Source organism: Marinomonas aquimarina (assembly GCF_900089755.1).
Taxonomy (GTDB): domain Bacteria; phylum Pseudomonadota; class Gammaproteobacteria; order Pseudomonadales; family Marinomonadaceae; genus Marinomonas; species Marinomonas aquimarina.
Genome location: NZ_FLOC01000005.1, coordinates 84990 through 108375 on the forward strand (window position 1 = coordinate 84990; position 23386 = coordinate 108375).

Below are 23386 nucleotides of genomic sequence, written 5' to 3' on the forward strand. Positions count from 1 at the left end.
ACGTGTTACCTGCAAGATAGTTAAAATGCATACGTACTGGCGTATTATTTTGTTCTGTCAGTTCAATAGCTCGTTGGCTTTTCGCTGAAACAAACTACTTCGATTGCTCCAACGCTCTCAAATCTAACAGATGCTCGCCTTATGAGAATGCCGTACATCAATTCAATACATGAACTAGTCATTCAGTTTAATATTGTTTAAATGGGTAATAGTTACCTGAAAACGGCAAAATTATGCATTTAATCTACAACCAGACTAAAAACGTCAAAATAATGCATTTAATCCACAAGTGACTAAAATCAATTTACCTCAATCGCAAGAAGCGTACTCTAAGGGTATAGAGGACAAACAAGGAGAACGACCATGCCAATTGAAAACCATAGTCTAGTTAATGAACTGCCTGAGTACAAAGATCAGATTCACGAACTGAAAATGAACGATGAGAACTTCCGTCGTTTGTTCGAGGAGTACCACTTCCTCACTCATGAAATTGAAAACATCGAAAAAGAGATTGTGCTCGCCAGCACAATGGAAGAAGAAGAGTTCAAAAAGCGACGTTTGCACTTGAAAGACACTATGTTTGACATGCTGCGTAAAGCCAAGGACTCTGAAGCGACCGCTTAAGCACTAGTGCTACTATCCAGATAGCAAAGCCCACTATTTAAAGTGGGCTTTTTTGTCGGCGCTGCCCCGCTCTAAATAAGCTCTAGATGACGCGACTGCAAATCCAGCGGTGTATCGATGTGGCTGACGTAAATAAGCAGTTTGGGGCGGAATGTGTAGCGCTCCAGAGCGTCGCAAATACGTTGAATACTAGTGCTGTCTAAGCCATCGAACGGTTCATCTAAAATCATCACTTGGGCGCCGCGCAACATCACCCTTGCCAAACAAATGCGACGCGCTTGGCCACCGGAGATATCCCGTCCCTGAGCGCCCAACAATGTATCCAAGCCATTCGGCAACGCCTCCGCCCACTCTTTTAAGCCCAATAACTGCAAGATTTCCCACAATTGCTCATCGCTGGCCTGGCGATTACCAAGGCGTAAATTCGACGCCAGACTTTGTTGAAATATCACTGACTGCTGGGCTAAGTAAGCTATTTGACTGCGCCATTTAGGATGATCCGTAAGGCTCACACAGTGCCCATTTAGCAACACTTCACCACGGTAGGGTAAATCTCCCGCTAGCGCAGCTAGGCAAGTACTCTTGCCGACGCCGCTCGGTCCTGTCAAACGCAGGCGCTGCCCAGCTTGGATCTGTAGCGACAGTTTCGGCAAATGTAGCAAAGACAAATGATCATGGAAACCGACAAACTTGCGCAACTCTAGCGTCTCGGCACTGGGCAACGGACCGAACTCAAGCGTGTCTGTTGGCTGGTTTACGGCCAATTGATTTAAACGCTTTAGCCCCACTTTAGACTGACCTTGAGAGAGAACCGAGTTCGCAAGGGGCTGCATTAACTCATTCACACCAAGCACTGCTAGCACTAGGGCGACTAACCAAGTCGCCTCTACCTCAGCGGCTAATACCACGCCCTGCTCCGTCCACACCAAGCACAGCGCCAACACAGCCACGATCAAAGCGCCTGATAAGCCTTGGCTAATGAGCTTCTGCATGGAGATGACGCGCTGCAAACCTTGCTGCAGCGTCTTTTGTCGCGTATCCAACACCGCTAAGCGATCACTGTAATGCTGCCAATGGCCCCGAATCGTCAAGGTAATCAGAGCAGAGAATACCGACATAAAGCGGCTGCGACGATGCACCGACAACGCCTGCATGCGATATACGCTAGGCAGAGCTTTGCGATTCGCCAGCCATAACACCAGCCCCAGCTGCAGCACGCTGTATACCAGCACTGGCGCAGCAAGTTGCCATTCTACGAAAGACGCCAAAGCCAACAAGGCTAGACACCCCAGCAGCCCATACAACCACGGCATGATCACGGCTAACGGCCACTTAATAATCATGTCTAGATCGCCCACTAGGCGCTGTAACAGATCCCCACGAGTCTGACGATAAACCGAATTCAGCGGTGTTTTGACCCGTTGATCCCAAATCCACAAGCGCAAACTGCGTAACAGGCCTAATAAATGATCATGGGAAAAGACTTGTTCGCCATAACGTCCAGCGGTGCGTAATATCGCCATCAGACGCACCAACGCCCCCGGCGTAAAATAGTTAAAGCTCAATGCGGCGCCGCTGGCAGCCGCCAATCCAGCCGCCGAGAGGAACCAGCCGGAGATGCCTAATAACGCTACTGCCGCCAAGCTGGCAACGATACCGATCAGGGTCGCCACTAATAACCCAAACGGGTTTTCCAGCAATAGGGATTTAAACGTAAGTAATGGGGGTTTGCGCTTCGACATGCACACCTTCCTCAGTCATAAGCCATTGCTGATTCGCCCAGATCACAGGGTGCGTGTCATGGCTGATGATTAATACGGTTTTGCCATAACTGGCTTCATCAAGTGTATTCAAGACCTGCTCTGCGGTCTCGCTGTCTAAGCTGGAACACGGCTCATCCAGTAACCAAATGTCAGCTTGGCTTAATAACGCTCGCGCAATGGACAAACGCTGCATTTGCCCACCCGATAACCCAGTGCCCGCCTCACTGATCGCGGTATCCCAACCAAAACGTAAACTGCCGACAAAATCCCAGCATTGCGCCTTGATCAAGGCATTTCTTAAGGCGTCATCGGTACAGTGCCCCACCCCTAATTCCAGATTTTGACGAATCGTGCCTTGCACCCATTCTGGGGTTTGCGGCAACCAGGCTAAACGACGTCGCCAGGCCGCCATTTCAGTCGGCCGTAGCGGCTGACCTTCAATGAGGAATTGCCCTTGAAAATGCTGTTCAAAGCCCAGCAAAATGGCCATCAAACTGGACTTACCAACACCTGAGTGGCCTCTTAACCAAACTCGGTCTCGCGGGTTAATCTGAGCTGACAGATTTGCCAAACGTACCCGCCCGCCATTAGACCAATGCAACGCTTTGAATTCGATCAAAGGCAAGGCTTGTGCAGCGGATGCAGCAGGATCGTTTGTGGCAGCCAGGTCACAACTGTCTGCATGGGTCAGCGCTAACACCTCGGCGATTTGCGTGGCCGCGGCTTCGGCTTTTTGTTTAGCATGGTAATCGTTGCCCAATTGTCGCAATGGCAAATAGAACTCAGGGGCCAACAATAATAAGTAAAAAGCCGCTAACAAACTGACAGGTGCGACACCGACCTGCCAAGGCAGTTGCTCTAACAGGCCCAGACCGAGATACAACGCCACCATGGCAATGGCGACAGAAGAAAAAAGTTCGAGGGTCGCGGTGGACAAGAAGGCCAAGCGCAACACTCCCATGGTGGTTCTCTGATATTCACTGGCCGTCAATGCTAGGCGCTCGCGTGCGCTGTCCGTCTGTTCGAGTCGTTTAAGCTCTGCTAAACCTTGGTTTAAGTCCATAAACTGATTGGATAACAGCGACAGTACCTGGAACTGTTTACGGTTGGCGTTGGCCGCTTTATGACCCACTAGGATCATAAAGAAGACCACTAAGGGCGCTGTGAAGGCAAAAATAGCAAACGCTATCCATGACACGGGTAATACAGAAAACAGTATGGTCAGTGGCACGAATGTCACGAGAAAAACTTGCGGTACATAACGACTGAAATAATCGTCCAATGCATCCACTTGTTCATAGACACGGGTCGACAAGCCTGCGTCTTCATCCAACTCAAGACGCTTCGGCCCTAAGAAGGTTAGATGATCGATCAGTCGTTGGCGCAGAGAAAAACGAATATTACGACTGGCGGTGGCGCAGATTTGTTCACGACAGAACTGCAACACCGCCTTTAATACAAAAGCACCGCCCGCTAAGGCAGCGGCCTCGAGGGGGAAGCGCCCCTCAAGAACCAGCTCGGCAAACACCGTTGCCAAACCTAAGGCTTGCGCCACGATCGCTAACGCGATTAAGACCCCTAACCATTTTACTGCTTGAAAGCGTCCCTTTTCGGCCTGTTGCAAGTCGAAAAGAAATTGCTGTTCTGGCGTCTTAACCGGTTTGCGCATCGCAATAGCCTTTCATCATTTAAGGTGATTAACCTTTAAGTCTTACATTGAATCTTCTGGAGATTCGCCATCGTAGCCAGAGAACTCTAACCAGACCGCATTAATGATGCCGAATGAACACGCAAGTAGCACACCCAACACCCAAGCAAAATACCACATAATGACTCCTTATAACGGGGTAGGTTTCCCTACCCCTACGCATCTTAGTAAAGTGAATGAGAGTTTTTCGCAATGTGCTCTTTGGACAAGCGACCAAACATCACAAAGTAACTCCATACAGTGTAGGACAATACGATTGGCACAAAGATACAGGCCACCACAAACATGATCATCAGTGTGGTTTCACTGGAGGTCGCATCCCACATCGTCAGGCTCATACTTGGGAAAGTAGAAGACGGCATTAGGAATGGGAACATAGAGCCACCCGCAGTCATGATGATGCCAGCAATACCCAGCGATGATAGTAGGAAGGCCATGCCACCACGGCCCGCTGCACCCATCAGGCCAGCTAGCAACATACCGCCAATACCAACAATTGGTGCCAAAATCAGAGCTGGAAAGACACTGTAGTTAGCCAACCAAGCACCCGCTTGCACTTCTGCTGTTTTCATTAGCGGTGTCATGGCAGCGTTACCATTGAATTCGCTGGTGATCACATAGCCATCAATACCGTAAGCCAGCCAAACACCGGCTAGCGCAAACAACACCGCCGTTAAAACACCTGACACCATGGTTGCTTTACGCACTTTGGCAAATAAGTTGCCCTCGGTTTTCAATAGCAACCAAGCACCACCCTGTGTCACAAGCATTAGCAAGCTCACCAAACCACATAGGATCGCAAACGGATTAAGCAGCGCAAAGAATGAGCCGGTGTAAGTTACCCGCAGGAACTCATCAAACTGGAAGGGTACGCCCTGCAACAGGTTACCAAACGCCACACCGAAAATGATGGGTGGCACCGCAGAGCCAAAGCCAATGCCCCAGTCCCAGTTTTTACGCCACTTAGTGCCTTCAAGCTTCGAACGGTAGTCAAAACCAATCGGACGGAAGAACAACGCCGCCAAGGTTAAGATCATTGCAAAGTAAAAGCCCGAGAAGGATGTCGCGTACACCACTGGCCACGCCGCGAACAAGGCACCGCCTGCGGTGATAAACCATACTTGGTTACCGTCCCAGTGAGGGGCAATCGAGTTGATCATAATACGGCGCTCTGAGTCGTCCTTTGAAATGACATTCAAAAGCGAGCCAACGCCCATATCAAAGCCGTCCGTGATGGCGAAGCCGATTAGCAATACGCCAACCAATACCCACCAGATGACTTTCAGCATTTCGTAATCCATCTTAAACCTCCTGCGCTTTAAGCTGGTCTGTTTCTTTCTCTAGCGCATAGCGACCAGTATGCAGACTTGAAGGCCCTTTCTTCGCGAAACGGATCATCAAGTACATTTCTGCAATCAAGAACACAGTGTACAAAGCAGTCATTAGACCGAGTGACAACCAAATTTGGCCAGTTGTTAAATTGGATACCGCCACGTGTACTGGCAACACCTCACCGATCGCCCAAGGCTGACGGCCGTATTCGGCAACGAACCAACCTGTTTCACAGGCAATCCATGGCAACGGTAGCGTAAACATAATGGCTTTTAGGAATAGGCGGTTCTGACCAATACGACGTCGAGCGTTTTGATAAAAAGCCACCGCAAAAGTCACCAACATTAGGAAGCCACATGCCACCATAATACGGAATGACCAGAACAGTGGTGCCACTTTAGGAATCGAGTACTCGACCGCCATATCTAATTGTTCAGGCGTCACGTTATTTAGATCTTCTGTAAACGCCGTCACCAGTAGACCGTAGCCTAGGTCATCTTTAACTTTGTCAAAGTTTTCGATCAGTTGAGGGTCTTCGTTACCAGAACGTAGCTCAGCCAATAGCTGGTTGGCGTAGATACCGTTGATGATGCGTTGGCGGTGGTATTCTTTTAGCTCTTTAAGACCAATGACTTCTTCATCTAAAGAGCGCGTCGCAATCAAGCCCATCAACCCTGGGATACGCAAAGCATATTCTGTTTCTTCTAGCTCTTGATTAGGGAAACCAATCACGGTGAAAGGTGCTGGCGGCTCATGGGTTTCCCACTCAGCTTCCACAGCAGCCAACTTCACACGCTGCACTTCACCTAGCTCATAACCCGACTCATCCCCTAGGATGATCACACTTAACGTCGCCGCTAGACCAAACGCCGAAGCAATGGCGAAAGAGCGACGGGCAAACGCCAGGTCACGGTTTTTAAGCAGGTAGTAGCTTGAGATCACCAATACAAAGATCGCGCCTGTGACATAACCAGCGGATACAGTGTGAACGAACTTCACCTGCGCCACTGGGTTAAGCAGCAAGGCACCGAAGTCCACTAACTCCATACGCATGGTTTGGTAGTTAAATTCAGAACCGACAGGGTTTTGCATCCAGCCGTTGGCGATCAAGATCCACAATGCGGATAAGTTAGAACCCAATGCCACCAGCCAAGTCACCATTAAGTGTTTAACTTTGCTTAGACGGTCCCAGCCGAAGAAGAATAAACCCACTAATGTGGATTCAAGGAAGAAGGCCATCAAACCTTCGATCGCCAAGGGCGCACCGAAGATATCCCCTACGTAATGCGAGTAGTAAGACCAGTTGGTTCCGAATTGGAACTCCATAGTCAAACCGGTTGTAACACCTAGGGCGAAGTTGATACCAAACAACTTACCCCAAAAGCGCACCATGTCCTTGTACACTTGCTTGCCAGTAATGACGTACACGGACTCCATTATCGCAAGTAAAAAAGAAAGGCCGAGGGTCAGAGGTACAAACAAAAAGTGGTACATGGCCGTTAGCGCAAACTGGAACCGCGAGAGTTCTACAACTGCTTCATTAATCATGATCTTAACCCATGTCTAACGTAAGAAAACGGCGGCGCTTCCAAGGCACTTCAATGCTCTTATTTCTTTTGGTCGCCAACAAATGCCTAATCATTCACAAAATGTATGGCAGGCATACACGTGAATTATTTATTAGCATTGCTTATGGGGCATTGCGATAGATCAATAAATGACACTAATAGCTCAACTCTCGTCCAACTTACACAATCCTTACAGGAAACATCTAAGTTAATAACGTTCAACACTAAGCGGCATATCACCATAAGCAGTACTACGGCGCATATTAGATTCTTATTATCTAACCGAGTCAACACAAAAAGATATAAGCTTAGATCAATGTGAAATATACAGAACTTTAATATAACGGAGCGTGATAACTTGTTAGCCTGCTTACCATTTTGCTTGTCGTTGACTCTTAATGGCGCCGCGCTGTTTCTTGGCATCGACGCGTTTACGCTGAGAGCTTTTGCTAGGTTTGGTCGGGCGTCGCACTTTTTGTGGTCGACAGGTTTCTTGAATCAACTGCTGTAAACGCAGCAAAGCATCTTCACGATTCGCTTCTTGAGTACGGTATTGCTGCGCTTTAATGACTAACACCCCCTCTTTGGAAATGCGGCTGTCTTTTAACAACATAAGTTGCTCTTTAATCCGTTCTGGCAACGACGACTGCAGAATATCAAAGCGTAAATGGATCGCACTGGAGACCTTGTTAACGTTCTGACCGCCCGCCCCCTGAGCTCGGATCGCGCTCATTTCGATTTCATAATCTGGTATTTCGACGGTGTTGGAGATCTTTAATGCCATGTCTGTGCTCACTGCTTAGTAGTCAAACCATATTGTAACAGGGCACTTTGGTTTCATAATGTTACTTCGCATCTTTTGACAAGTTCGTTACAATCACTGTCCTTTTTGATTTGAGACTGGAGCTATCAGTGACACTATTTCGTCCATGCATCGACCTACACCAAGGCAAAGTGAAACAGATTGTAGGGGGGAGCTTGAATGACACTGGCGCTAAAGAAAACTTTATTAGCGACTATGACGCTGCCTATTACGCCAATCTTTACCGTGAACATGCTTTAACGGGCGGTCACGTGATTGCGCTGGGTAAAGATCCAGAAAACAAACTGGAAGCCTTAAGTGCTCTACGCGCTTACCCAAATGGTTTGCAATACGGTGGCGGTGTCACGGTCAAAAACGCCGCAGACTACTTAAAAGCCGGCGCTTCCCACGTCATTGTCACGTCTTACCTATTTGAAAATGGCGAATTCTCTTGGGATCGTTTGGATCAAATCAAACGCGAAACCGGTACTGAGCGCTTAGTGCTTGATTTAAGCTGCCGTCGTGTTGGCGAAAGTTGGTTTATCGCCACCGATCGCTGGCAAACCATCACTTCCACGGAGGTGAACATGGAAAACTTAGTCGAGCTGGCCAACCACTGTGATGAGTTTCTGATCCATGCCGCGGACGTTGAAGGTCTACAAGCTGGCATCGATGAAAAACTCGTAACACTGTTAGGCCAAGGCTGCCCGATCGATGTCACTTACGCGGGTGGCGCTCGTTCTTTGGCGGATTTAAAGCGTGTTCACGAGCTATCAAATGGCCAAGTAGATTTAACCATTGGCAGTGCTCTGGACATCTTTGGTGGCCATGGTGTTACCCTTGATGACTGCATTAGCTGGAACACTCAGCAGTAACCTTCCAATAACTTCGGGGGCTCTTTACGAAGCCCTCGATTTGTTGCGCATTCCCTTACTCGACATCCTCGCCCCATTACCGCATACTTGGCGCACATCTCATTTACACTAGGAAACATTTCGACCATGAGGATCTTACGCGCAGGTTTTGTTGTACTTCCCCTTTTATTAGCGGCGTGTTCCTTCCCGACCAAACCCTTTTCCTCTGACTCTAGCACCAACCAAGCCGATACACTCGGTCACGTAAAGGTTGAACCAGCAACTGACGCGAACACCGCCCAGGGGAATGAGGTAGAAACAGCAGAACTTTCTCACCAAGAATTGTTAGCAAAATACCAATCCTTGCAAACATTGGCTGAGCAGAATATTGAAGAATTGGAAACCCGTCTTGGCTACTCTATTAGTAAGATGAGCCTATCGATCCCATCGACCGATGATATGGGCTTATTGAAGAGCAAAGTGGCACAACTGCAAGATTACACCAGTGATTTGTCGAGCCAAATTTTAGCACTCGACAAACGTGTCGTTGAGCGTCGCGACCAACCTAATAAAGGCGATCTGTTGCAAGTGCATCTATCAGCACTTGAAGTCGATCACCAGACATCGTTTAAAGCACAGCCTTTAGTGGGCAATTGGATTCGTGGTGAATCCCGTGTGGTGCGTTTAAATGAAAACTTCCTAATGGAAAATGGCACCTCTGAGCCCCTGAATCTTACTTACACGGAAACCTACCAAATCATCATCAATGAAAAATTGATTGGTACTTTTGGCCCGAACCGTAGTAAGTACGAACTGGAATTCGATGCGCCGACTGCCGACCAAGCAGGCCAAATTGTCGGCACATTAAAAATCCGTATCCCCGATTAATGTGCTGCCGCTGAGGAAGCCTGCTCGGCTTCCTCAGCTTCTTTCTCTTGCTCTGCATGGGGCTTGGCAGGCACCATCACCGATAGTGATTTTGGTATCGCCTCAATCACCAACTTCTCAGCTTCTCGGTTTTCCCCATCTAATACATAAGACACTAGGCCGCCATCCGACGCACTCAAACTCACTCGATACGCGGTGGCATGATGGACACCTTCGTACTCATGATCTTCAAAGCGATTGGTTAAGCCATGGCCGACCAGCTCCAACAAATTGAGTATCTGCGGACGCTCAGGTGACAGCCAAGTTAAGTCCAACTCCCCATCGGTCAAGTCCGGCGCCCCGCGACCTTGAGCCAGCAGTGTCGTCACTGGAGCGGCATTGGCAATGGTCAAACTTGGCGTATCAATCGCGATTGCCTTTTGATCATTGATCTGCACCTCATACACAGTACTTTTGTTATCGCCCACCGCCTCTGACAACCCTTGTAGGTAAGCCAACTGGCCGCTGCTGTTCTTCTTAGCACGATCGGCCTTTTCGATCATTTGCTGCTCAAAGCCTACGCCACACAGCAGCAACATCACTTCATCATTACAACAGGCCGTATCAATACGACTTTCAACGCCTTCAATCAACGTCATACAGGCGGTTTGAATCGGATTGATCTTAACGCCAATACCACATAGGGCATGACTTAAAGCATTCGCGGTCCCCAAGGGAATGATGCCCAATTTGACTTGCGTATTGACCAACTCTTGGGCCACTTCAGCCACCGTACCATCACCACCGCAAGCAATGATGACATCAGGGTGCTGACGCAGTGCTTTTTGTGCCCAATAGCTACCATTATGGGTTTCTGACGTGGTGCGAATGGTTAAATCATAATACGGCGCTAGCTGCTCTAGAATCTGCTCTTTGCTTTCTTTCCATTGCCGTGTGCCCGCCACAGGATTGGCGATTAACCAAGCACTGTTGCGTACCCGCAACAAGCCCTTGTGGTGCATGGTTGTGAGCTTATGGAACTGACGCTTATTAAGATGAGCACTTTTACGCACAGCTTTGATTTGCTTAATCACCCCCGCCGTGGTCTTTTCCGCATGCTGACTTAATAAGTAGGCGGCCATCATAAACACTGAACGGCCACGCCCTAAGGCACAGTGCACCACCACGCTGCGGCCGCCCTTACGGTGAGTATGAATCCAGTTTAAAGCACGCGTGACCTGCATTTCTGACGGTGTTGCATGATCTAGAATCGGCACATTTAAGTAGTCAATCTCTTCCCCAAGTAGGGTCCAGTTGAGGGAGTTAAACTCTGCGGTAACGTCCAGTACGGCACAAATATCATGATACTTTAAGAAATGTATGTCCGATGGGAACAATCTTCGCGCTAGAAAAAGCCCGGGCTCAATCTCTTGGATGGCGGGCACTTTATCACGGCTGCGCGCAATCACGTTATACACCTGTGTCGCCCATAGAAATGGCCATAATGTCCAGCGAATCGCCACGGGGATGGTGCCGTTTGAGCGCTTTCTAAAAATAGATGGGTTGTTAAAAATATACGCCAAACTGACCACAAAGAATGACAGCGCCGCCCATGCCCAAGCACTGCGAAAGTACAGGTCCGCGGTGGTGATCCCTAACAGCACAAACACCAACGCAAAAAATAAATAGACATTCGTATGCAAATGCATATTGGCTCCTCTACTGCGCGAACTAAATCCGTTATACGTTTACCAAAGCTCATGTCACTGTCTTCACCTTAACCATAAGCTATTTATTCGTAAACCTTTGTTGAGGATATGCCTATTTTAGTGCATTTCACGAGACACTAATAAAGGCGATAAAAACCCTAAAAATACATTTTTCCTGATTAAACACTATGCTAATCTCGAAAAGAGTTGACTAAATGTTATTGATCACTTTCTAACCATAGTCAATAGTTCACGGGAAGGGCGACTTTTGCATTCTAGTGGCTTTTCTTTATCACGTTCGTTGGTGCTTTTTACACCTGGAGTTATCTTAATGGATGCATCTATCTCTTTGTTCGAATTAGGATGGCAAACCTACTTCCAACAACAATTGTCATTGGATGACCTAGAAGCGCATAAAATTGCACGTGTTTGCCAAGTAGAACCGTCCAATTACGCCTTACTTTCTGAGCAAGGTCTCATTAGCTTAGCAATACAATCATCGCAGCCGAAAATGACCATCGGTGACTGGGTGATTGTGAATTCTGATAATCAATTCGTTCGTAAACTTGATCGCAGTGCCCTATTCAATCAAGAGCAACAGTTGATTGCCTCAAATATGGATACGGTGCTGATAGTAAGTGCACTTGATGACAATTTTAATATCGAGTTAATCAAGCGCTATCTAGAATTAGTACATGATGCTGAAGCTGACGCCATCGTCGTGCTGACAAAAGCAGATTTGTGCGATGAGGCAGAAGTGGAAGTAAAACGAGACATGGTCCAGCGTCTCAACCCTCTGCTGATGATAGAAACGGTTAACAGCAAATCTGAAGCGTCTTTAGATGCGCTAAAAGGCTTCTTTAAGAAAGGCAAAACCATTGCCATTCTGGGGGCACCAGGTGCCGGAAAGTCACGCCTTGTACGCAGTCTAATCGACCTTGATAACGCTCATACCAACTTCAATGTCGCGCAAGACTCTCTATTCCGGCTGCCCAATGGCTCGGTATTACTGGATTCCCCAGCACTGCGTGAGTTACAGGCAAATGAAGCCATGAGCTCAGTATCTGGCTTTGAGATGGTTGCCAAACTGGCTGAAAAATGCCGCTTTAACGACTGCACACACACCAATGAGCCAGGTTGTGCCGTGAGAAAAGCCATTGATGAGGGTGAACTGGAAGAGCAACGAGTACAGGCCTTCAAACGTGCCAACTTCTCCTATGACGACGACAGTGCGGCCAGATCAAAGCCACATGATAAGTTCCATCGTAGTGCCCATTCCGATGCCCGGGCCAGAAAGCACAGCCTCACCGAGTAAGCGACAAACAAAAAAAACCTGCAAATGCAGGTTTTTTTTTCGTCTGTCTTACCACGCCAAAGTCTTATAACACGTCTTTGGCATCCATCATCTCGGTCCAAGAGGCTATCGCTTGGTCAAACTGCGCCCGCTCTCCCTTAGGAATGGATTGCAAGGTCGGGATCCTCGCCGTCATCGGGTTCACAGGACGACCATTAACATGCAGCTCATAATGCAAATGTGGGCCTGTGATACGACCAGTCGCCCCCGATAAGGCAATCACTTGGCCGCGCTTTACGCGTTGTCCTTTCCTAACCATAATCTTGCTCAAATGCAAAAATCGCGTGCTGTACTTGCCGATATTATCGATATCAATGTACTTACCTGCATAACGATGATTGGCGGTACGAGTCACGATACCATCCCCTGTCGCCAGGATTTTGGTCCCCGTCGGCGTCGCAAGATCGGTACCGTTATGGGGCGATGTGCGCCCGGTTACAGGATGCAATCGATTTGGGTTATATGGCGAACTGATACGATAGCTGACAGCGGTTGGCCAACGACGCAGAGCGGGTGTTAAGCTGTTGCCATCTTCGTCGTAAAAACGGCCGTCGGTTTGGTTAAGAAACGCTTGGTAATACTGACCACGTACTTTGACACGCACCGCTTCCACTAGCTCTCCACCAACCAATTCACCGTCAACATCGCCCTGCTTTAAGACCACATCAAACGGGTCGCCGGCACGCACATCACGGCGAAAGTCTAGGCGGCCTTTAAGCAAGTCGCTGATAACCATGACATTGGCGTCCGATAAACCTGCTCGTTTTGCCGACAAATAGAAGCTGCCTTCAATCTCGCCATGCTTGGTTAGCTGGCTCCATGAAATAGGTTTGAGATCTTCTTTGTAGACGAAGCCTCCATCCTCATGCTTAACAAAGGCAATCGTTTTACTCGGGTCAATTTTTCGAGAAATCGACGCCAATTCATCTTGCTCATTGGTTTCAAAACGCAAGCGATCACCCACTTGCAATGGCTCTAAAACCAAGTATTCCTGATCCGCTTCTAGCACACTGTAGAGGGTTTTAATCGGAAAGCCGTACTGTTGGAAAATCCCTTCTAGGGTATCTCCCGATTTGATCAAGTGCTCAACCTTACGAGGTTTTGGCACCGACTGTGTCACTTGATCAACTAGGGAGCCGTCTTGCGGCTCTCGCATACCTATGCCTTCTGGCGGCGCTAATGAATCAAGTGCAGGCGGTAATGGTGCCTCTGGGACCTGTGTTTTAATGGGACTCAGAGCAATTCGACTGTTGGGTAAAGCATCGAAATTGGCCGCACGCTGATCGTCCTCTACAGCGCCTTCATAAACCATTAAAAACAGTACAAAGACTGAGACCAGTACCAGTGCCCAAAGCCGCGGGCCACGTGGCAGCCAAGCTAGTTTCCTTTTCGGTTGAACCATAGAGAGTAAACTTCTTTCCGGGGCAGCTCTCCGCTGCCATAATAGACAATTGATGCCATGTTAATCAGGTAAGATACCTGCAGTTGTTAAAAGATTGTCACATCTTGCCTGAGTCGCAATAAAAATGAAAGTCCATCAGATCATGCAAGCCCATGAAATCTAATCCATTACATGATCTTGATACTCAAAATCCGCTATATTTATTATGATTCCATTGGTTTCGTAAACGCTTCACACACATCGTAAAAGTAGTCTGAGCGCAGTAACTGTTCTGGCGTCCCATTTTAAGATACATTGAACGCTATCACCCTCTTTCTTGTTAGGCTTTGCATCCTCTATGAACCAACTTGGCACCCAAACCCAGTCCTATACCAATGAAGATGGTCAATTTGATATCGAACTGGTACAAGAAGTTCCCATCGCCATCAGCATTAACGACCTGAACTACGCCGTCATTATGATTACCCCTGTGGACGTAGAAGCCTTTATCGTCGGCTTTGCTTTTTCTGAAGGCTTAATCGTCCAAGCCAATGAAATTCTAGACATAGAGATCGAAGAAGTGAAAACCGAACACGACGATGTACCGACGCATATCGATGCTAATCTCAAATTGACAGGCCGAGCGCAGCACCGTTCTTCTGGTATCATGCGCCAACGAAAAGGCACCAGCGGCTGTGGACTGTGCGGCATTGAAGCCATCGAGCAAAGCTTCCCTCAACTGGAGCCTCTAACAGCAGCAGACTCTTTGACAGCGTCGCAATGGTTAGCAGCTAAGCAACATTTCTCCGACTATCAAGAAGTGGGCGGTATCTCGGGGGCCATTCACGGTGCGATGCTAATGGACAGCGCAGGACAATTCCTTTGCTTTGCAGAAGACATCGGCCGCCACAATGCGCTGGACAAACTGATTGGTAAAGCTCTGCTTGAGCAAACAACGCTTGCAGACAGTCATATTTTAATGAGTAGCCGCTGTAGCACCGAGTTGATTCTAAAAGCGGTGCGCGCGAAAGTGGCTAGCCTCGGACATCTCGCCTCCCCTAGCACCCTAGCGGTAGCACAAGCCAAACAGTATGGCCTGCATCTGATCCATATTCCAAGACGAGCTGAGCCGCGTTATTACAATTAAACCTCAGTCTCAGCAACGCTTAGAGGATCCTTGAGCGCCACACTGCGGACACAATTGCGGCCGGCGTTCTTCGCTTCATAGAGTGCCGTGTCAGCTTGTTTGATCGCCCTATCCATATCTTGCGTAGAGACATGATCCACTAGGCAGCTGACCCCAATAGAGACCGTAATACGCTTCACCTTCGGCATCTCACTGCTGGCAATGTGCTCACAAAGCGACTGCGCCATACACATGGCGCTCTCCGCACTGGTGTTGGGCAAGAAGATCAAAAACTCTTCCCCCCCCACACGACAGGCGACATCCTGATCACGTAAAAAGGCTTTCATACGCAGGGCCAAATGCTGGATCACCAAGTCCCCTACATCATGGCCATAACGATCGTTTACGTTTTTAAAGTGGTCGATGTCCAAAGCCAGTATCGCAAACGGCTGTTTGTTCGCCTCAAATGTATCCAATAAACGTTGCATACCTCGGCGATTCACCAGACTGGTCAAGGGGTCAGTTTGACTGTCGGCATCCAGCTGATGAATCTTATCATTTAATAAACCGATGGCATTTAATACTGCCATCTTTAGCTGAGCCGCTTCATAGTACCAAGAACGCACAGTGACGATCTGTTGTTGCACGTCTTTATCATTGACGTTTTCGGCATGTCGGGCCAACTGTCGCAAAGGCCTAGAGATCAGCAATGCCATAAACCAGATGACCACCAAGGTTAGCAATACTATGGGTAAGCTACGCCAAAATACCTGGCTCATCTGTTCGTTTAAGGACGCCATTACCTGCTCTTTAGGACGCTGCACGACCACCCCCCAATTCGCTGCATGCACGGGGGCATAGCCAGCAATCATATCGATGCCTTTCGAGTTACGCCCTTCTTCACTGCCTTCGGTTCTCGACATAGCCTTTTGCACTAACGGCATCTGCGCTACGTTTTCGCCGACACGCTTTGGATCAATATGGAACAGCAGCTCGCCATATTCATCAACCACGTACAGATAGGTGTGATCGGTAAAAAAGTGCTCGCGCATTAAGCGCGAAAGGGAGCCATTTTCATCTAAATAAATGGTGCCAGAGATGTAGCCCAAATAATTGCCATGCTCCCCCCAAATAGGGTGCGAAATACTGACAATGGTATGACCGGAAACCGAGTGGAAAGGATTGGTAATTAAGGGCGCGCGCTCGTAGAACGACTGGCGGGTATTTTCAGGCAAAACATAACCTTTGCTGACTGTCCCTTCAGGGTAAGCCGCTACCACTTGTGCTTGGTTATTCACCACAATAGCCGAGTTAAACAGCTCCGATTGATTCACCAAGCGGAATACTTCATCCTCGGCACTGGCTTCACTGCGCCCACTACCGGCCAATAAGGTGGCGCTAAAAGCAATGGTATGCTGCGCACTGTTCAACATCATCTGTGCTGATTCAGCCACTTTGGCCGCATAACGTTGGTTAGCTTCTAAGGTATTCTCGACCAAGAGCTGGCGCTGCACATTGTAAACCGCGAAGTAGCTGTTACCTAACGTGACCAAAACACTGGCTACCGTCAGCATCAATATCAATCGACGCAAGTCTGTACGAACAACAAATCGTATAAGTGGCATTTCAAACTCACAGTTGCATATATTCGTTGCCTCTCAAACACAGCGAATATACTGTCTATTCGGTAAAAACGACTGACCTCACCAATCCCTAAGTAAAAGCCGTGGCGCCAGTGTAGCGAATAACGCTCGGGTAACACATTCAAATCATGCGCTAGCCTATTTGAATTCAAGCGCAGATATCATTAAATTCGATACCTCCCCAGCCCATGCTGGCCTCAATAAATCATACCTCGCGATAGATTTCAGTGCTGTTGCTGTTTTTTTATGTATCCGGAGGTTTGCATTTCAGAAATCCGGCTAAAGGTTCGCTGAAACTCAAACAACAAAATGCCATTTGTGTATAACTCTGCCAGCGCCACATCGGCCAAAAACAACATGCTGATGCGTTGGTCATAGCACTCATCCACCAGGCTAATAAAACGCCTCACGGCATCATCGTGAATACCGAGGGATACTTGCCGCTCTCCAGTTTGCCCTGACCCCAGTGCGCCATCTTCTGTGCCCCGGGCCTTGATGTGCTCATAGGGTGTACTGCTTAATTCAGGAATATTGGACACAATGATGCATTGGTAGCACTGAGCGAGATGGATATAGTCGTGTGCAGAACGCGGACTGACACACAAATCGTCAAACTCACACCAGAGCACAGACTCTGACACTTTGATAAAAGGCAGTGCTCGATGATTGACCGTGAGCGCCCCCTGCAGTGTGGCTTGATCATCAAATAGGGCGTGCACTGAGTCATCAAAATCAGCTTCTGAGGTAAAAAAGATCGGCTGATTGACGGGTAAGCGAAAGCGATGATCCTTGTCACCAGCAAAATGAAAGCTCAATAAGCGAGACTCCAGTACTGCAATGGCCGGAGCAAAACGGTCTTTTTGTATTTGAGTTTGGAATAATCCAAAGATTGGGATATTGGAGGTCGCCACCAAATAACAGCCCTCCTGGAACAACGCCTGAATCAGGTTACCCAGTAGCATGGCATCGGCAATATCGGATACGAAGAACTCATCAAAGCAAATAACTTTGACCTCACGAGCCATTCTCGCAGCAATACCTTGTAACGGGTTGGCGACCCCAAAAGTGGTGTTTAACTCGCGATGCAGCGCACGCATAAAATGATGGAAATGTTGTCGCCGCCCCATCCCCTCAGGCAGGGCTTCAAAAAACAGATCCATCAACATGGTCTTGCCGCGCCCCACACTGCCCCATAGGTACACGCCTAACGCAGCATCAGCGTCATTGTCTACCTCAGCAGAGAGTCTATGCCATAGCTGATCTAACGCCGCTAACGCCTCGAGTTGATGGACATCGGTGGCGACCTCACCTTGTTCAACACGCTGATAATAAAGAGCACTAGGTGAAACCATAACAGTCATAGATAAATGGGGGTCAAGCTGATGAAAATTAAATGGAGGAAACGGCGCTTTTCTGCTGTTTTAGCCCAGCCACCAAGGTCGCACCAATGTCCTCAAGGGAGGCCACTTGCGTCACTGCCCCTAAGGTAATCGCCGCTCTTGGCATACCAAACACTACGCAACTTTGTTCATCTTGCGCCACAGTGAAGCCACCATTGTCATGGATTTTTTTCAACCCTTGAGCACCGTCTTTGCCCATCCCCGTTAATAACGCGGCGAGGGCAAACTTACCAACCTCTTTGGCTACGGAGTCAAATAACACGTCCACCGAAGGACAATGACCACTGACCTTTTCCCCTTTAAACACATCGGTGTATAGCAGGTTTCCTTTACGAATCACGCGTAAATGATAGCCGCCAGGCGCCAGATAAGCATAGCCTGGGCGCAGCTGTTCACCACCCTTGGCCTCAATCACCGTAAAATCCGTAGTACGACTGAGCCGATCCGCGTAGGTTGTGGTAAACCCCGCGGGCATATGCTGAGTCATCACTACGGCGAAGTTATGAGCCGGCAGCTGTTGCAGCACATTGTTAATTGCTTCGGTACCGCCAGTAGACGCACCAATCGCAATCACCCGATTGACACCTGTAGACGTCATAACCGGCTTTTTCGACATTTGCTTAGCATGGCCAACGCGGCTGCGAGCTGCCATTTTGACTTTACTGGTAACCGTGGTGCTATATCGTTGAAACATTGATAGATCATCAATTACAGGCTTAGCGATATAATCCACCGCGCCAAGCTCTAGGGCCTTCAGGGTCACCTCTGCTTTAGAACGTGTCAGAGTGGAAATCATGATCACAGGCGTCGGTTTGGCTTTCATTAAGACTTCGAGAAATCGAATACCGTCAACTTCTGGCATTTCAACGTCGAGCGTAATAACGTCAGGCGCCAGTTGATTGACCAGCTTCTTCGCCTCATAGGCATCTTTTGCCGTCCCCACAACAGAAATGTCTGGGTCCGAGTTGAGTACTTCGGTTAATAATCTTCGAATGATTTCAGAGTCATCGACGACCAATACGCGAATGGGTTGGTGTGACATACAGCTTGCTACCTTAATCAAAATAGATCAATTTCACCGGAATCAATCTGACTTTCCACCACAGCTTTTTTGTAGCGCAGCTCGTTATCGATTAACTCATGATCATAATGATTCTTCAACTTTTTCATTAACGCTCTACCAGAAGCGGGAAAGAAGTTAACCCGCCTAGGGTAGATATCCAGTAAATCCGACGCATCAATGGGAATCAGCTCATTGTGTAGGTAAGCCTGAATAAACTCGGCATTATTTTTACCGACATTGTTGTGCACCATGCCTCGGATAACGGCGCCTCCGCCAAAAATTTTGGCACGAAAGCGATCTCGACGAGCCCCCAATTTCACCAGGTGGTTAATCAGCAGTTCCATGGCGTATACACCATAGCGGCCCGAGGCAGACAGTAAATCATTCGGGTCACCTTCTGGAAGCAAGAAGTGATTCATCCCCCCGACTTTTGAAATCGGGTCATACAGGCAAACGGCGACACAAGACCCCAACAAGGTGGTAATCATCATATCTTCGGAGGTCGCATAATACTCCCCCGGCAGCACCTTCATTGCATCGCTTTCAAATTGACGATCAAAGTATCGTCTGGTTGCTAAATGCTCTTGTGCAGCTTCTTTTAATGGCATACTGCGCCACCTCCTGTTAAACCTTCCTGTATGCGGTACGACCAATTGGCGTCATTAGATGCCCCAAATGGTTGAAGTTCTCTGAATGGCCGGCGATGTATAGTCCGCCTGGGCGCAATTTCTCAAGTAACTTCTCAAGAATCTGTACCTGTGTTTCCTTATCGAAATAGATCATCACATTACGACAGAAAATCACGTCCAATCCTGCCTGGATTGGGTAGCTATTATCTAATAAGTTAACCTTTCTGAACTCAATCAAGTTACGCAGCTGTGGCACGACTTTGGCGTACCCCAAATTAGCGTCTTTGCCGCGTAGGAAAAAGCTCTTCTTATTTTCTATCGGGTCGACTTTATCAAGCGGGTAAACCCCCGAGCTGGCTTTATTCAGCACACTGCTATCGATGTCCGATGCCACCAAACGACTGGAAATATCAAATCGGCCAAAGGCTTTCACCAAGGTCATGGCGATTGAGTAAGGTTCCTCACCAGTACTCGACGCGGCACACCAAAGACGCTCACAACGTTCCCCTGACTGAATAAACTCTTGCAGCATATCAAAGTGATGCGGTTCACGAAAAAACGACGTCAGATTAGTGGTTAAAGCATTAATAAAATGCTCTTGCTCATCTGGATGTGTTTCTAGGTAGTTTAAATATTGCTTAACTTCCTTCAAGCCTAATTTTCGCACGCGAGGCGCAAGCCGACTGTAAACTAACGATACCTTACTGTCGGCAAGGTTGATCCCTGCTAAAGCCCGAAGCTCTGAGCGGACTTTATTAAAGTCCGCATCAGTGTAGCCAAACTCACGGCTCATACCCTCTACAACCTATGTTAAGTTAAAAGCGATCAGTGTCCCTGAGTCAAACGTAATGTCGGTGTCGCGCCGCCACCACCTTCAACATTGAAGCGTTGTACGTTTTGCTGCAAGTTAAACGCTTGTGAACGCATGCTGTCGGCCGCCGCAGCCGCCTCTTCTACTAGAGCAGCGTTTTGTTGCGTCATCTCGTCCATACGCACAACCGCCTGGTTAATCTCATCCAAGCCAGTGGCTTGTTCTGTCGACGCAGACGCTACTTGCGACATCAACTCGTTGACACGGCTGATAGACGACTCGATCTGCTCCATAATTTGACCAGACTGATTCACCAGCTTGTTACCATCTTCGACTTTAGACACAGAATCATTGATCAACTCTTTAATGTCTTTCGCGGCATTCGCAGAACGTTGTGCTAGGGTACGAACTTCTGAAGCGACCACGGCAAAACCACGACCTTGTTCACCTGCACGTGCAGCTTCCACCGCTGCGTTAAGGGCCAGAATATTGGTCTGGAAGGCAATGCCATCGATGATGCTGATGATGTCCGCGATCTGACGAGACGCCTCATTAATAGACGACATAGTGCTAACCACTTGTTGTACCTGTTCGCCACCTTGTTTCGCTACTTTCGACGCATCGTTCGCTAGACTGCTAGCACTACGAACGTTTTCTGACGTTTGACGCACGTTACCAGTCATCAAGTCCATGCTGGAAGCAGTCTCTTCTAGGCTTGAGGCCTGGCTTTCCGTACGTGCAGAAAGATCCGAGTTCCCCTGTGCAATTTCAGAGGCCGCATGGTTAATGGTTTCAGCGGCTTCTTGGATCTCACGCACCATACCGGTTAGATTTTCACAGGTTTCATTACAGAAGCGTTTTAGATTCTCAAACTGACCTTCATAATCTTCAGTGATACGCTGTGTCAAATCCCCTTCTGACATGGCCATCAATACTCGAGCCACATCGGACAAGCCATGATCCGCGGTCGACATTAGCTCATTCAGAGACTTCGCCATAAACAGCATAAAGCCCTGCTTATTCTCCTCTTTGGCACGAATCGTAAAGTTACCTGCAACCGCCTCTTCTACAAGGTGACTGATCTCTTGTTCTGCTTGAATTTCACTGGTGCGATCGGCCCACTCAACAACGGAGCCGATACGCTGCCCATTCTTATCAAAGATTGGGTTGGCAATCAGACGGAAGTGCAAGTCCGCAACTTTAATCTGAGCTTGGTGAACTTTCTCAAGCGAAGCTAATAGATCCGCTTGATGAGATGGATTCTTATGGAAGATATCCATTTTCGAGCCCACAATAGAATCCACTTTAAAATGCGGTAGTACTTTTTGTAGCTCACTTTCCACGCCGCGCAGCATAGATTCTACAGAACGGTTCATGTAAACGATGTTGCGCTCAGCATCCGCAATCATCACGTTGGTCGATGTTGCATTTAACGCTTCTTCAATACGTGTCGACTCAACCAGTCTTTGCTGTGCTTCTTCTACCTGAGTTTCGGCTTCTTGTTGCGCTTCACCCAGACGCTTCGCCATGGCAACGATGCCCTGGTTAATTGGGCCAAATTCATCGTTACGATTGACGTCTAACACAATGTTGAAATTACCATTAGCAATCGAATTCGCGGCATCCGCAACGGCTTTCAAGGAACGATTTAGACCACGAACTACCAATACACAAATCAGCACCAAAGCAATCAGCACCACTGCGATGATCACTAGACTACTCATCATGGCGGCATTGGATTCTTCAATACGCGCTTCCAGCATCGACGCTAAAACCTCTTCGCTGCTAGTGAAAAACGCATTTAGCGCACCTAGTTGAGTGGTGACATCTTGGAAGAATGCCTGTGCTTCATAATTCAGGACGGAAGCATCAATGATGTTTCGTTTAGTCAGGTCAAACAGCACTTCGATTTCATTCTGAATCACACGCGCCTGCTGCAGCTGTGCTGCCACACGAGGATCATTAGTAGACTCTGAGGCAGACTCTAGGTTGTGAACCAAGTTTTCCAGCGGCACTTTCACTTCCGCCATAATCAGATTCAGACTGTTAATATGCTGCGCTTGAGCCATCACATTGTTCGCCAAAATCTCAGTCCCTTTCGCACGAAGTAGAGAAATACTTTCAAGCACTGGCGGTAGATTTTGATTATTCGCAATAATCAAATGGTAGGTGGCAGCCGTTGGGTCATAGCTTAAACCTGACTCTTCCATAATATGAGGAATCACCTCATACAGCAGCTCATCAGACACTTGCTCAAAAGACACGTATATGTCTGCTGCGGAAATCTCACGACTGATAATTTGACTGTGGGCTGCATTAAAATTATTGACGGCATTCGCCAAATGCATATTCGAATCAGATTCTGGGTAAGTCTCTGCTAACGAGCTTTGCATCGATTTCAGCGCCGCGTTAGCCGTTTGCCAAGCCTGCTGTAATCGGCCTTTATCGATTCTACCTTGACTCACCTGTACGATCGCCATATCGCGGTAGTCTTGCATAGCCGACATGGATAAAACTAACTTCGCGGTGGGATCAATCCCCCCAAGTTCCATCTCAGTTGTCTTAATTAGTGATGACTCTGTTTCGAAGAAAAACTTTGTCGGCACCCCGATGGCAATGACCACTAACACCGCCAAAATAACAAATTTTATTGATAGTTTGATATTCATAGAAAGTCCTTTAAAGGTCCATTCGATTAACAGTTTGCCACACTAAGGAAGGCTATTTTACGAATTTAACGTTCCGTCTATTT

General features: G+C 48.1%; 19 protein-coding genes. 5 read left to right on the forward strand and 14 right to left on the reverse strand.

Annotation, left to right across the window (positions count from 1 at the left end; genetic code table 11):
- The first annotated feature begins 363 nt into the window (after nucleotides 1-363).
- Nucleotides 364-624 carry an HP1242/YdcH family protein gene (locus tag MAQ5080_RS05700; protein ID WP_067206767.1) on the forward strand — a complete coding sequence of 87 codons (261 nt, stop codon included), beginning with the start codon at nucleotides 364-366 and terminating at the stop codon, nucleotides 622-624.
- Nucleotides 625-695: 71 nt separating this feature from the next.
- Here MAQ5080_RS05700 and MAQ5080_RS05705 read toward each other — a convergent pair whose 3' ends face one another.
- From MAQ5080_RS05705 to arfB, 6 genes are all read right to left on the reverse strand, one after another.
- On the reverse strand, nucleotides 696-2366 hold the full coding sequence (locus MAQ5080_RS05705; RefSeq protein ID WP_067206770.1) for an amino acid ABC transporter ATP-binding/permease protein: 1671 nt from the start codon (nucleotides 2364-2366) through the stop codon (nucleotides 696-698).
- Nucleotides 2332-4056: a thiol reductant ABC exporter subunit CydD gene (gene cydD, locus MAQ5080_RS05710; protein WP_067206773.1), complete on the reverse strand. Its 1725-nt coding sequence runs from the start codon at nucleotides 4054-4056 to the stop codon at nucleotides 2332-2334. Before cydD ends, MAQ5080_RS05705 begins: the two co-directional genes overlap by 35 nt.
- A 42-nt stretch (nucleotides 4057-4098) precedes the next feature.
- Nucleotides 4099-4215, reverse strand: coding sequence for a cytochrome bd-I oxidase subunit CydX (cydX, locus tag MAQ5080_RS05715; protein ID WP_055463284.1), 117 nt, complete (start codon nucleotides 4213-4215; stop codon nucleotides 4099-4101).
- A 44-nt stretch (nucleotides 4216-4259) separates the two neighbouring features.
- On the reverse strand, nucleotides 4260-5396 hold the full coding sequence (gene cydB / locus MAQ5080_RS05720; protein WP_067206776.1) for a cytochrome d ubiquinol oxidase subunit II: 1137 nt from the start codon (nucleotides 5394-5396) through the stop codon (nucleotides 4260-4262).
- Nucleotide 5397: 1 nt separating this feature from the next.
- Nucleotides 5398-6975 (reverse strand): cytochrome ubiquinol oxidase subunit I, encoded by a 1578-nt coding sequence (locus MAQ5080_RS05725; protein WP_067206779.1) that lies wholly within the window; start codon nucleotides 6973-6975, stop codon nucleotides 5398-5400.
- 390 nt (nucleotides 6976-7365) lie between these two features.
- The gene (gene arfB, locus MAQ5080_RS05730) at nucleotides 7366-7779 is read right to left on the reverse strand and encodes an alternative ribosome rescue aminoacyl-tRNA hydrolase ArfB (RefSeq protein ID WP_067206782.1); all 414 of its coding nucleotides are present in this window, start codon (nucleotides 7777-7779) and stop codon (nucleotides 7366-7368) included.
- Nucleotides 7780-7907: 128 nt separating this feature from the next.
- Between arfB and hisA the strand changes: the two genes are divergently transcribed.
- Nucleotides 7908-8672 (forward strand): phosphoribosylformimino-5-aminoimidazole carboxamide ribotide isomerase, encoded by a 765-nt coding sequence (hisA, locus tag MAQ5080_RS05735; RefSeq protein ID WP_067206785.1) that lies wholly within the window; start codon nucleotides 7908-7910, stop codon nucleotides 8670-8672.
- Between the two features lie 126 nt (nucleotides 8673-8798).
- Nucleotides 8799-9539: a hypothetical protein gene (locus tag MAQ5080_RS05740; RefSeq protein WP_067206788.1), complete on the forward strand. Its 741-nt coding sequence runs from the start codon at nucleotides 8799-8801 to the stop codon at nucleotides 9537-9539.
- Here MAQ5080_RS05740 and MAQ5080_RS05745 read toward each other — a convergent pair.
- The gene (locus MAQ5080_RS05745) at nucleotides 9536-11227 is read right to left on the reverse strand and encodes a diacylglycerol kinase family protein (RefSeq protein WP_067206790.1); all 1692 of its coding nucleotides are present in this window, start codon (nucleotides 11225-11227) and stop codon (nucleotides 9536-9538) included. The genes MAQ5080_RS05740 and MAQ5080_RS05745 overlap by 4 nt on opposite strands.
- 331 nt (nucleotides 11228-11558) lie before the next feature.
- Between MAQ5080_RS05745 and rsgA the strand changes: the two genes are divergently transcribed.
- A complete protein-coding gene (gene rsgA, locus MAQ5080_RS05750; protein WP_067206792.1) occupies nucleotides 11559-12542 on the forward strand; it encodes a GTPase RsgA in 984 nt (327 codons plus the stop codon).
- A 64-nt stretch (nucleotides 12543-12606) separates the two neighbouring features.
- Here the strand turns inward: rsgA and MAQ5080_RS05755 are convergent, their stop codons facing one another.
- Nucleotides 12607-13983 carry a peptidoglycan DD-metalloendopeptidase family protein gene (locus MAQ5080_RS05755; RefSeq protein WP_231870791.1) on the reverse strand — a complete coding sequence of 459 codons (1377 nt, stop codon included), beginning with the start codon at nucleotides 13981-13983 and terminating at the stop codon, nucleotides 12607-12609.
- A gap of 337 nt (nucleotides 13984-14320) precedes the next feature.
- Here MAQ5080_RS05755 and fdhD point away from each other — a divergent pair, with 337 nt between their 5' ends.
- Nucleotides 14321-15109 (forward strand): formate dehydrogenase accessory sulfurtransferase FdhD, encoded by a 789-nt coding sequence (gene fdhD / locus MAQ5080_RS05760; RefSeq protein ID WP_067206795.1) that lies wholly within the window; start codon nucleotides 14321-14323, stop codon nucleotides 15107-15109.
- Here the strand turns inward: fdhD and MAQ5080_RS05765 are convergent.
- From MAQ5080_RS05765 to MAQ5080_RS17500, 6 genes are all read right to left on the reverse strand, one after another.
- Nucleotides 15106-16713 (reverse strand): sensor domain-containing diguanylate cyclase, encoded by a 1608-nt coding sequence (locus tag MAQ5080_RS05765; RefSeq protein ID WP_067206798.1) that lies wholly within the window; start codon nucleotides 16711-16713, stop codon nucleotides 15106-15108. The two genes, fdhD and MAQ5080_RS05765, sit on opposite strands and share 4 nt — an antisense overlap.
- Before the next feature lie 242 nt (nucleotides 16714-16955).
- Nucleotides 16956-18083: a cell division protein ZapE gene (zapE, locus tag MAQ5080_RS05770; protein ID WP_067206801.1), complete on the reverse strand. Its 1128-nt coding sequence runs from the start codon at nucleotides 18081-18083 to the stop codon at nucleotides 16956-16958.
- A 37-nt stretch (nucleotides 18084-18120) separates the two neighbouring features.
- Entirely contained in the window at nucleotides 18121-19173 is a 1053-nt protein-coding gene (locus tag MAQ5080_RS05775; RefSeq protein WP_067206805.1) for a protein-glutamate methylesterase/protein-glutamine glutaminase, read from the reverse strand.
- 17 nt (nucleotides 19174-19190) lie between these two features.
- Entirely contained in the window at nucleotides 19191-19802 is a 612-nt protein-coding gene (cheD, locus tag MAQ5080_RS05780; protein WP_067206808.1) for a chemoreceptor glutamine deamidase CheD, read from the reverse strand.
- Between the two features lie 16 nt (nucleotides 19803-19818).
- Nucleotides 19819-20616, reverse strand: a complete 798-nt coding sequence (locus MAQ5080_RS05785; RefSeq protein WP_067206811.1) for a CheR family methyltransferase — start codon at nucleotides 20614-20616, stop codon at nucleotides 19819-19821.
- 32 nt (nucleotides 20617-20648) lie between these two features.
- Nucleotides 20649-23303, reverse strand: coding sequence for a methyl-accepting chemotaxis protein (locus MAQ5080_RS17500; protein WP_067206815.1), 2655 nt, complete (start codon nucleotides 23301-23303; stop codon nucleotides 20649-20651).
- Nucleotides 23304-23386 lie beyond the last annotated feature (83 nt).

What these genes read in the sequence shown, in the direction of transcription:
- MAQ5080_RS05700 (WP_067206767.1), top strand. Translation starts at nt 364, where the DNA reads ATGCCAATTGAAAACCATAGTCTAGTTAATGAACTGCCTGAGTACAAA.
- MAQ5080_RS05705 (WP_067206770.1), bottom strand. Translation starts at nt 2,366, where the DNA reads ATGTCGAAGCGCAAACCCCCATTACTTACGTTTAAATCCCTATTGCTG.
- cydD (WP_067206773.1), bottom strand. Translation starts at nt 4,056, where the DNA reads ATGCGCAAACCGGTTAAGACGCCAGAACAGCAATTTCTTTTCGACTTG.
- cydX (WP_055463284.1), bottom strand. Translation starts at nt 4,215, where the DNA reads ATGTGGTATTTTGCTTGGGTGTTGGGTGTGCTACTTGCGTGTTCATTC.
- cydB (WP_067206776.1), bottom strand. Translation starts at nt 5,396, where the DNA reads ATGGATTACGAAATGCTGAAAGTCATCTGGTGGGTATTGGTTGGCGTA.
- MAQ5080_RS05725 (WP_067206779.1), bottom strand. Translation starts at nt 6,975, where the DNA reads ATGATTAATGAAGCAGTTGTAGAACTCTCGCGGTTCCAGTTTGCGCTA.
- arfB (WP_067206782.1), bottom strand. Translation starts at nt 7,779, where the DNA reads ATGGCATTAAAGATCTCCAACACCGTCGAAATACCAGATTATGAAATC.
- MAQ5080_RS05740 (WP_067206788.1), top strand. Translation starts at nt 8,799, where the DNA reads ATGAGGATCTTACGCGCAGGTTTTGTTGTACTTCCCCTTTTATTAGCG.
- MAQ5080_RS05745 (WP_067206790.1), bottom strand. Translation starts at nt 11,227, where the DNA reads ATGCATTTGCATACGAATGTCTATTTATTTTTTGCGTTGGTGTTTGTG.
- rsgA (WP_067206792.1), top strand. Translation starts at nt 11,559, where the DNA reads ATGGATGCATCTATCTCTTTGTTCGAATTAGGATGGCAAACCTACTTC.
- MAQ5080_RS05755 (WP_231870791.1), bottom strand. Translation starts at nt 13,983, where the DNA reads ATGGTTCAACCGAAAAGGAAACTAGCTTGGCTGCCACGTGGCCCGCGG.
- fdhD (WP_067206795.1), top strand. Translation starts at nt 14,321, where the DNA reads ATGAACCAACTTGGCACCCAAACCCAGTCCTATACCAATGAAGATGGT.
- MAQ5080_RS05765 (WP_067206798.1), bottom strand. Translation starts at nt 16,713, where the DNA reads ATGCCACTTATACGATTTGTTGTTCGTACAGACTTGCGTCGATTGATA.
- zapE (WP_067206801.1), bottom strand. Translation starts at nt 18,083, where the DNA reads ATGGTTTCACCTAGTGCTCTTTATTATCAGCGTGTTGAACAAGGTGAG.
- MAQ5080_RS05775 (WP_067206805.1), bottom strand. Translation starts at nt 19,173, where the DNA reads ATGTCACACCAACCCATTCGCGTATTGGTCGTCGATGACTCTGAAATC.
- cheD (WP_067206808.1), bottom strand. Translation starts at nt 19,802, where the DNA reads ATGCCATTAAAAGAAGCTGCACAAGAGCATTTAGCAACCAGACGATAC.
- MAQ5080_RS05785 (WP_067206811.1), bottom strand. Translation starts at nt 20,616, where the DNA reads ATGAGCCGTGAGTTTGGCTACACTGATGCGGACTTTAATAAAGTCCGC.
- MAQ5080_RS17500 (WP_067206815.1), bottom strand. Translation starts at nt 23,303, where the DNA reads ATGAATATCAAACTATCAATAAAATTTGTTATTTTGGCGGTGTTAGTG.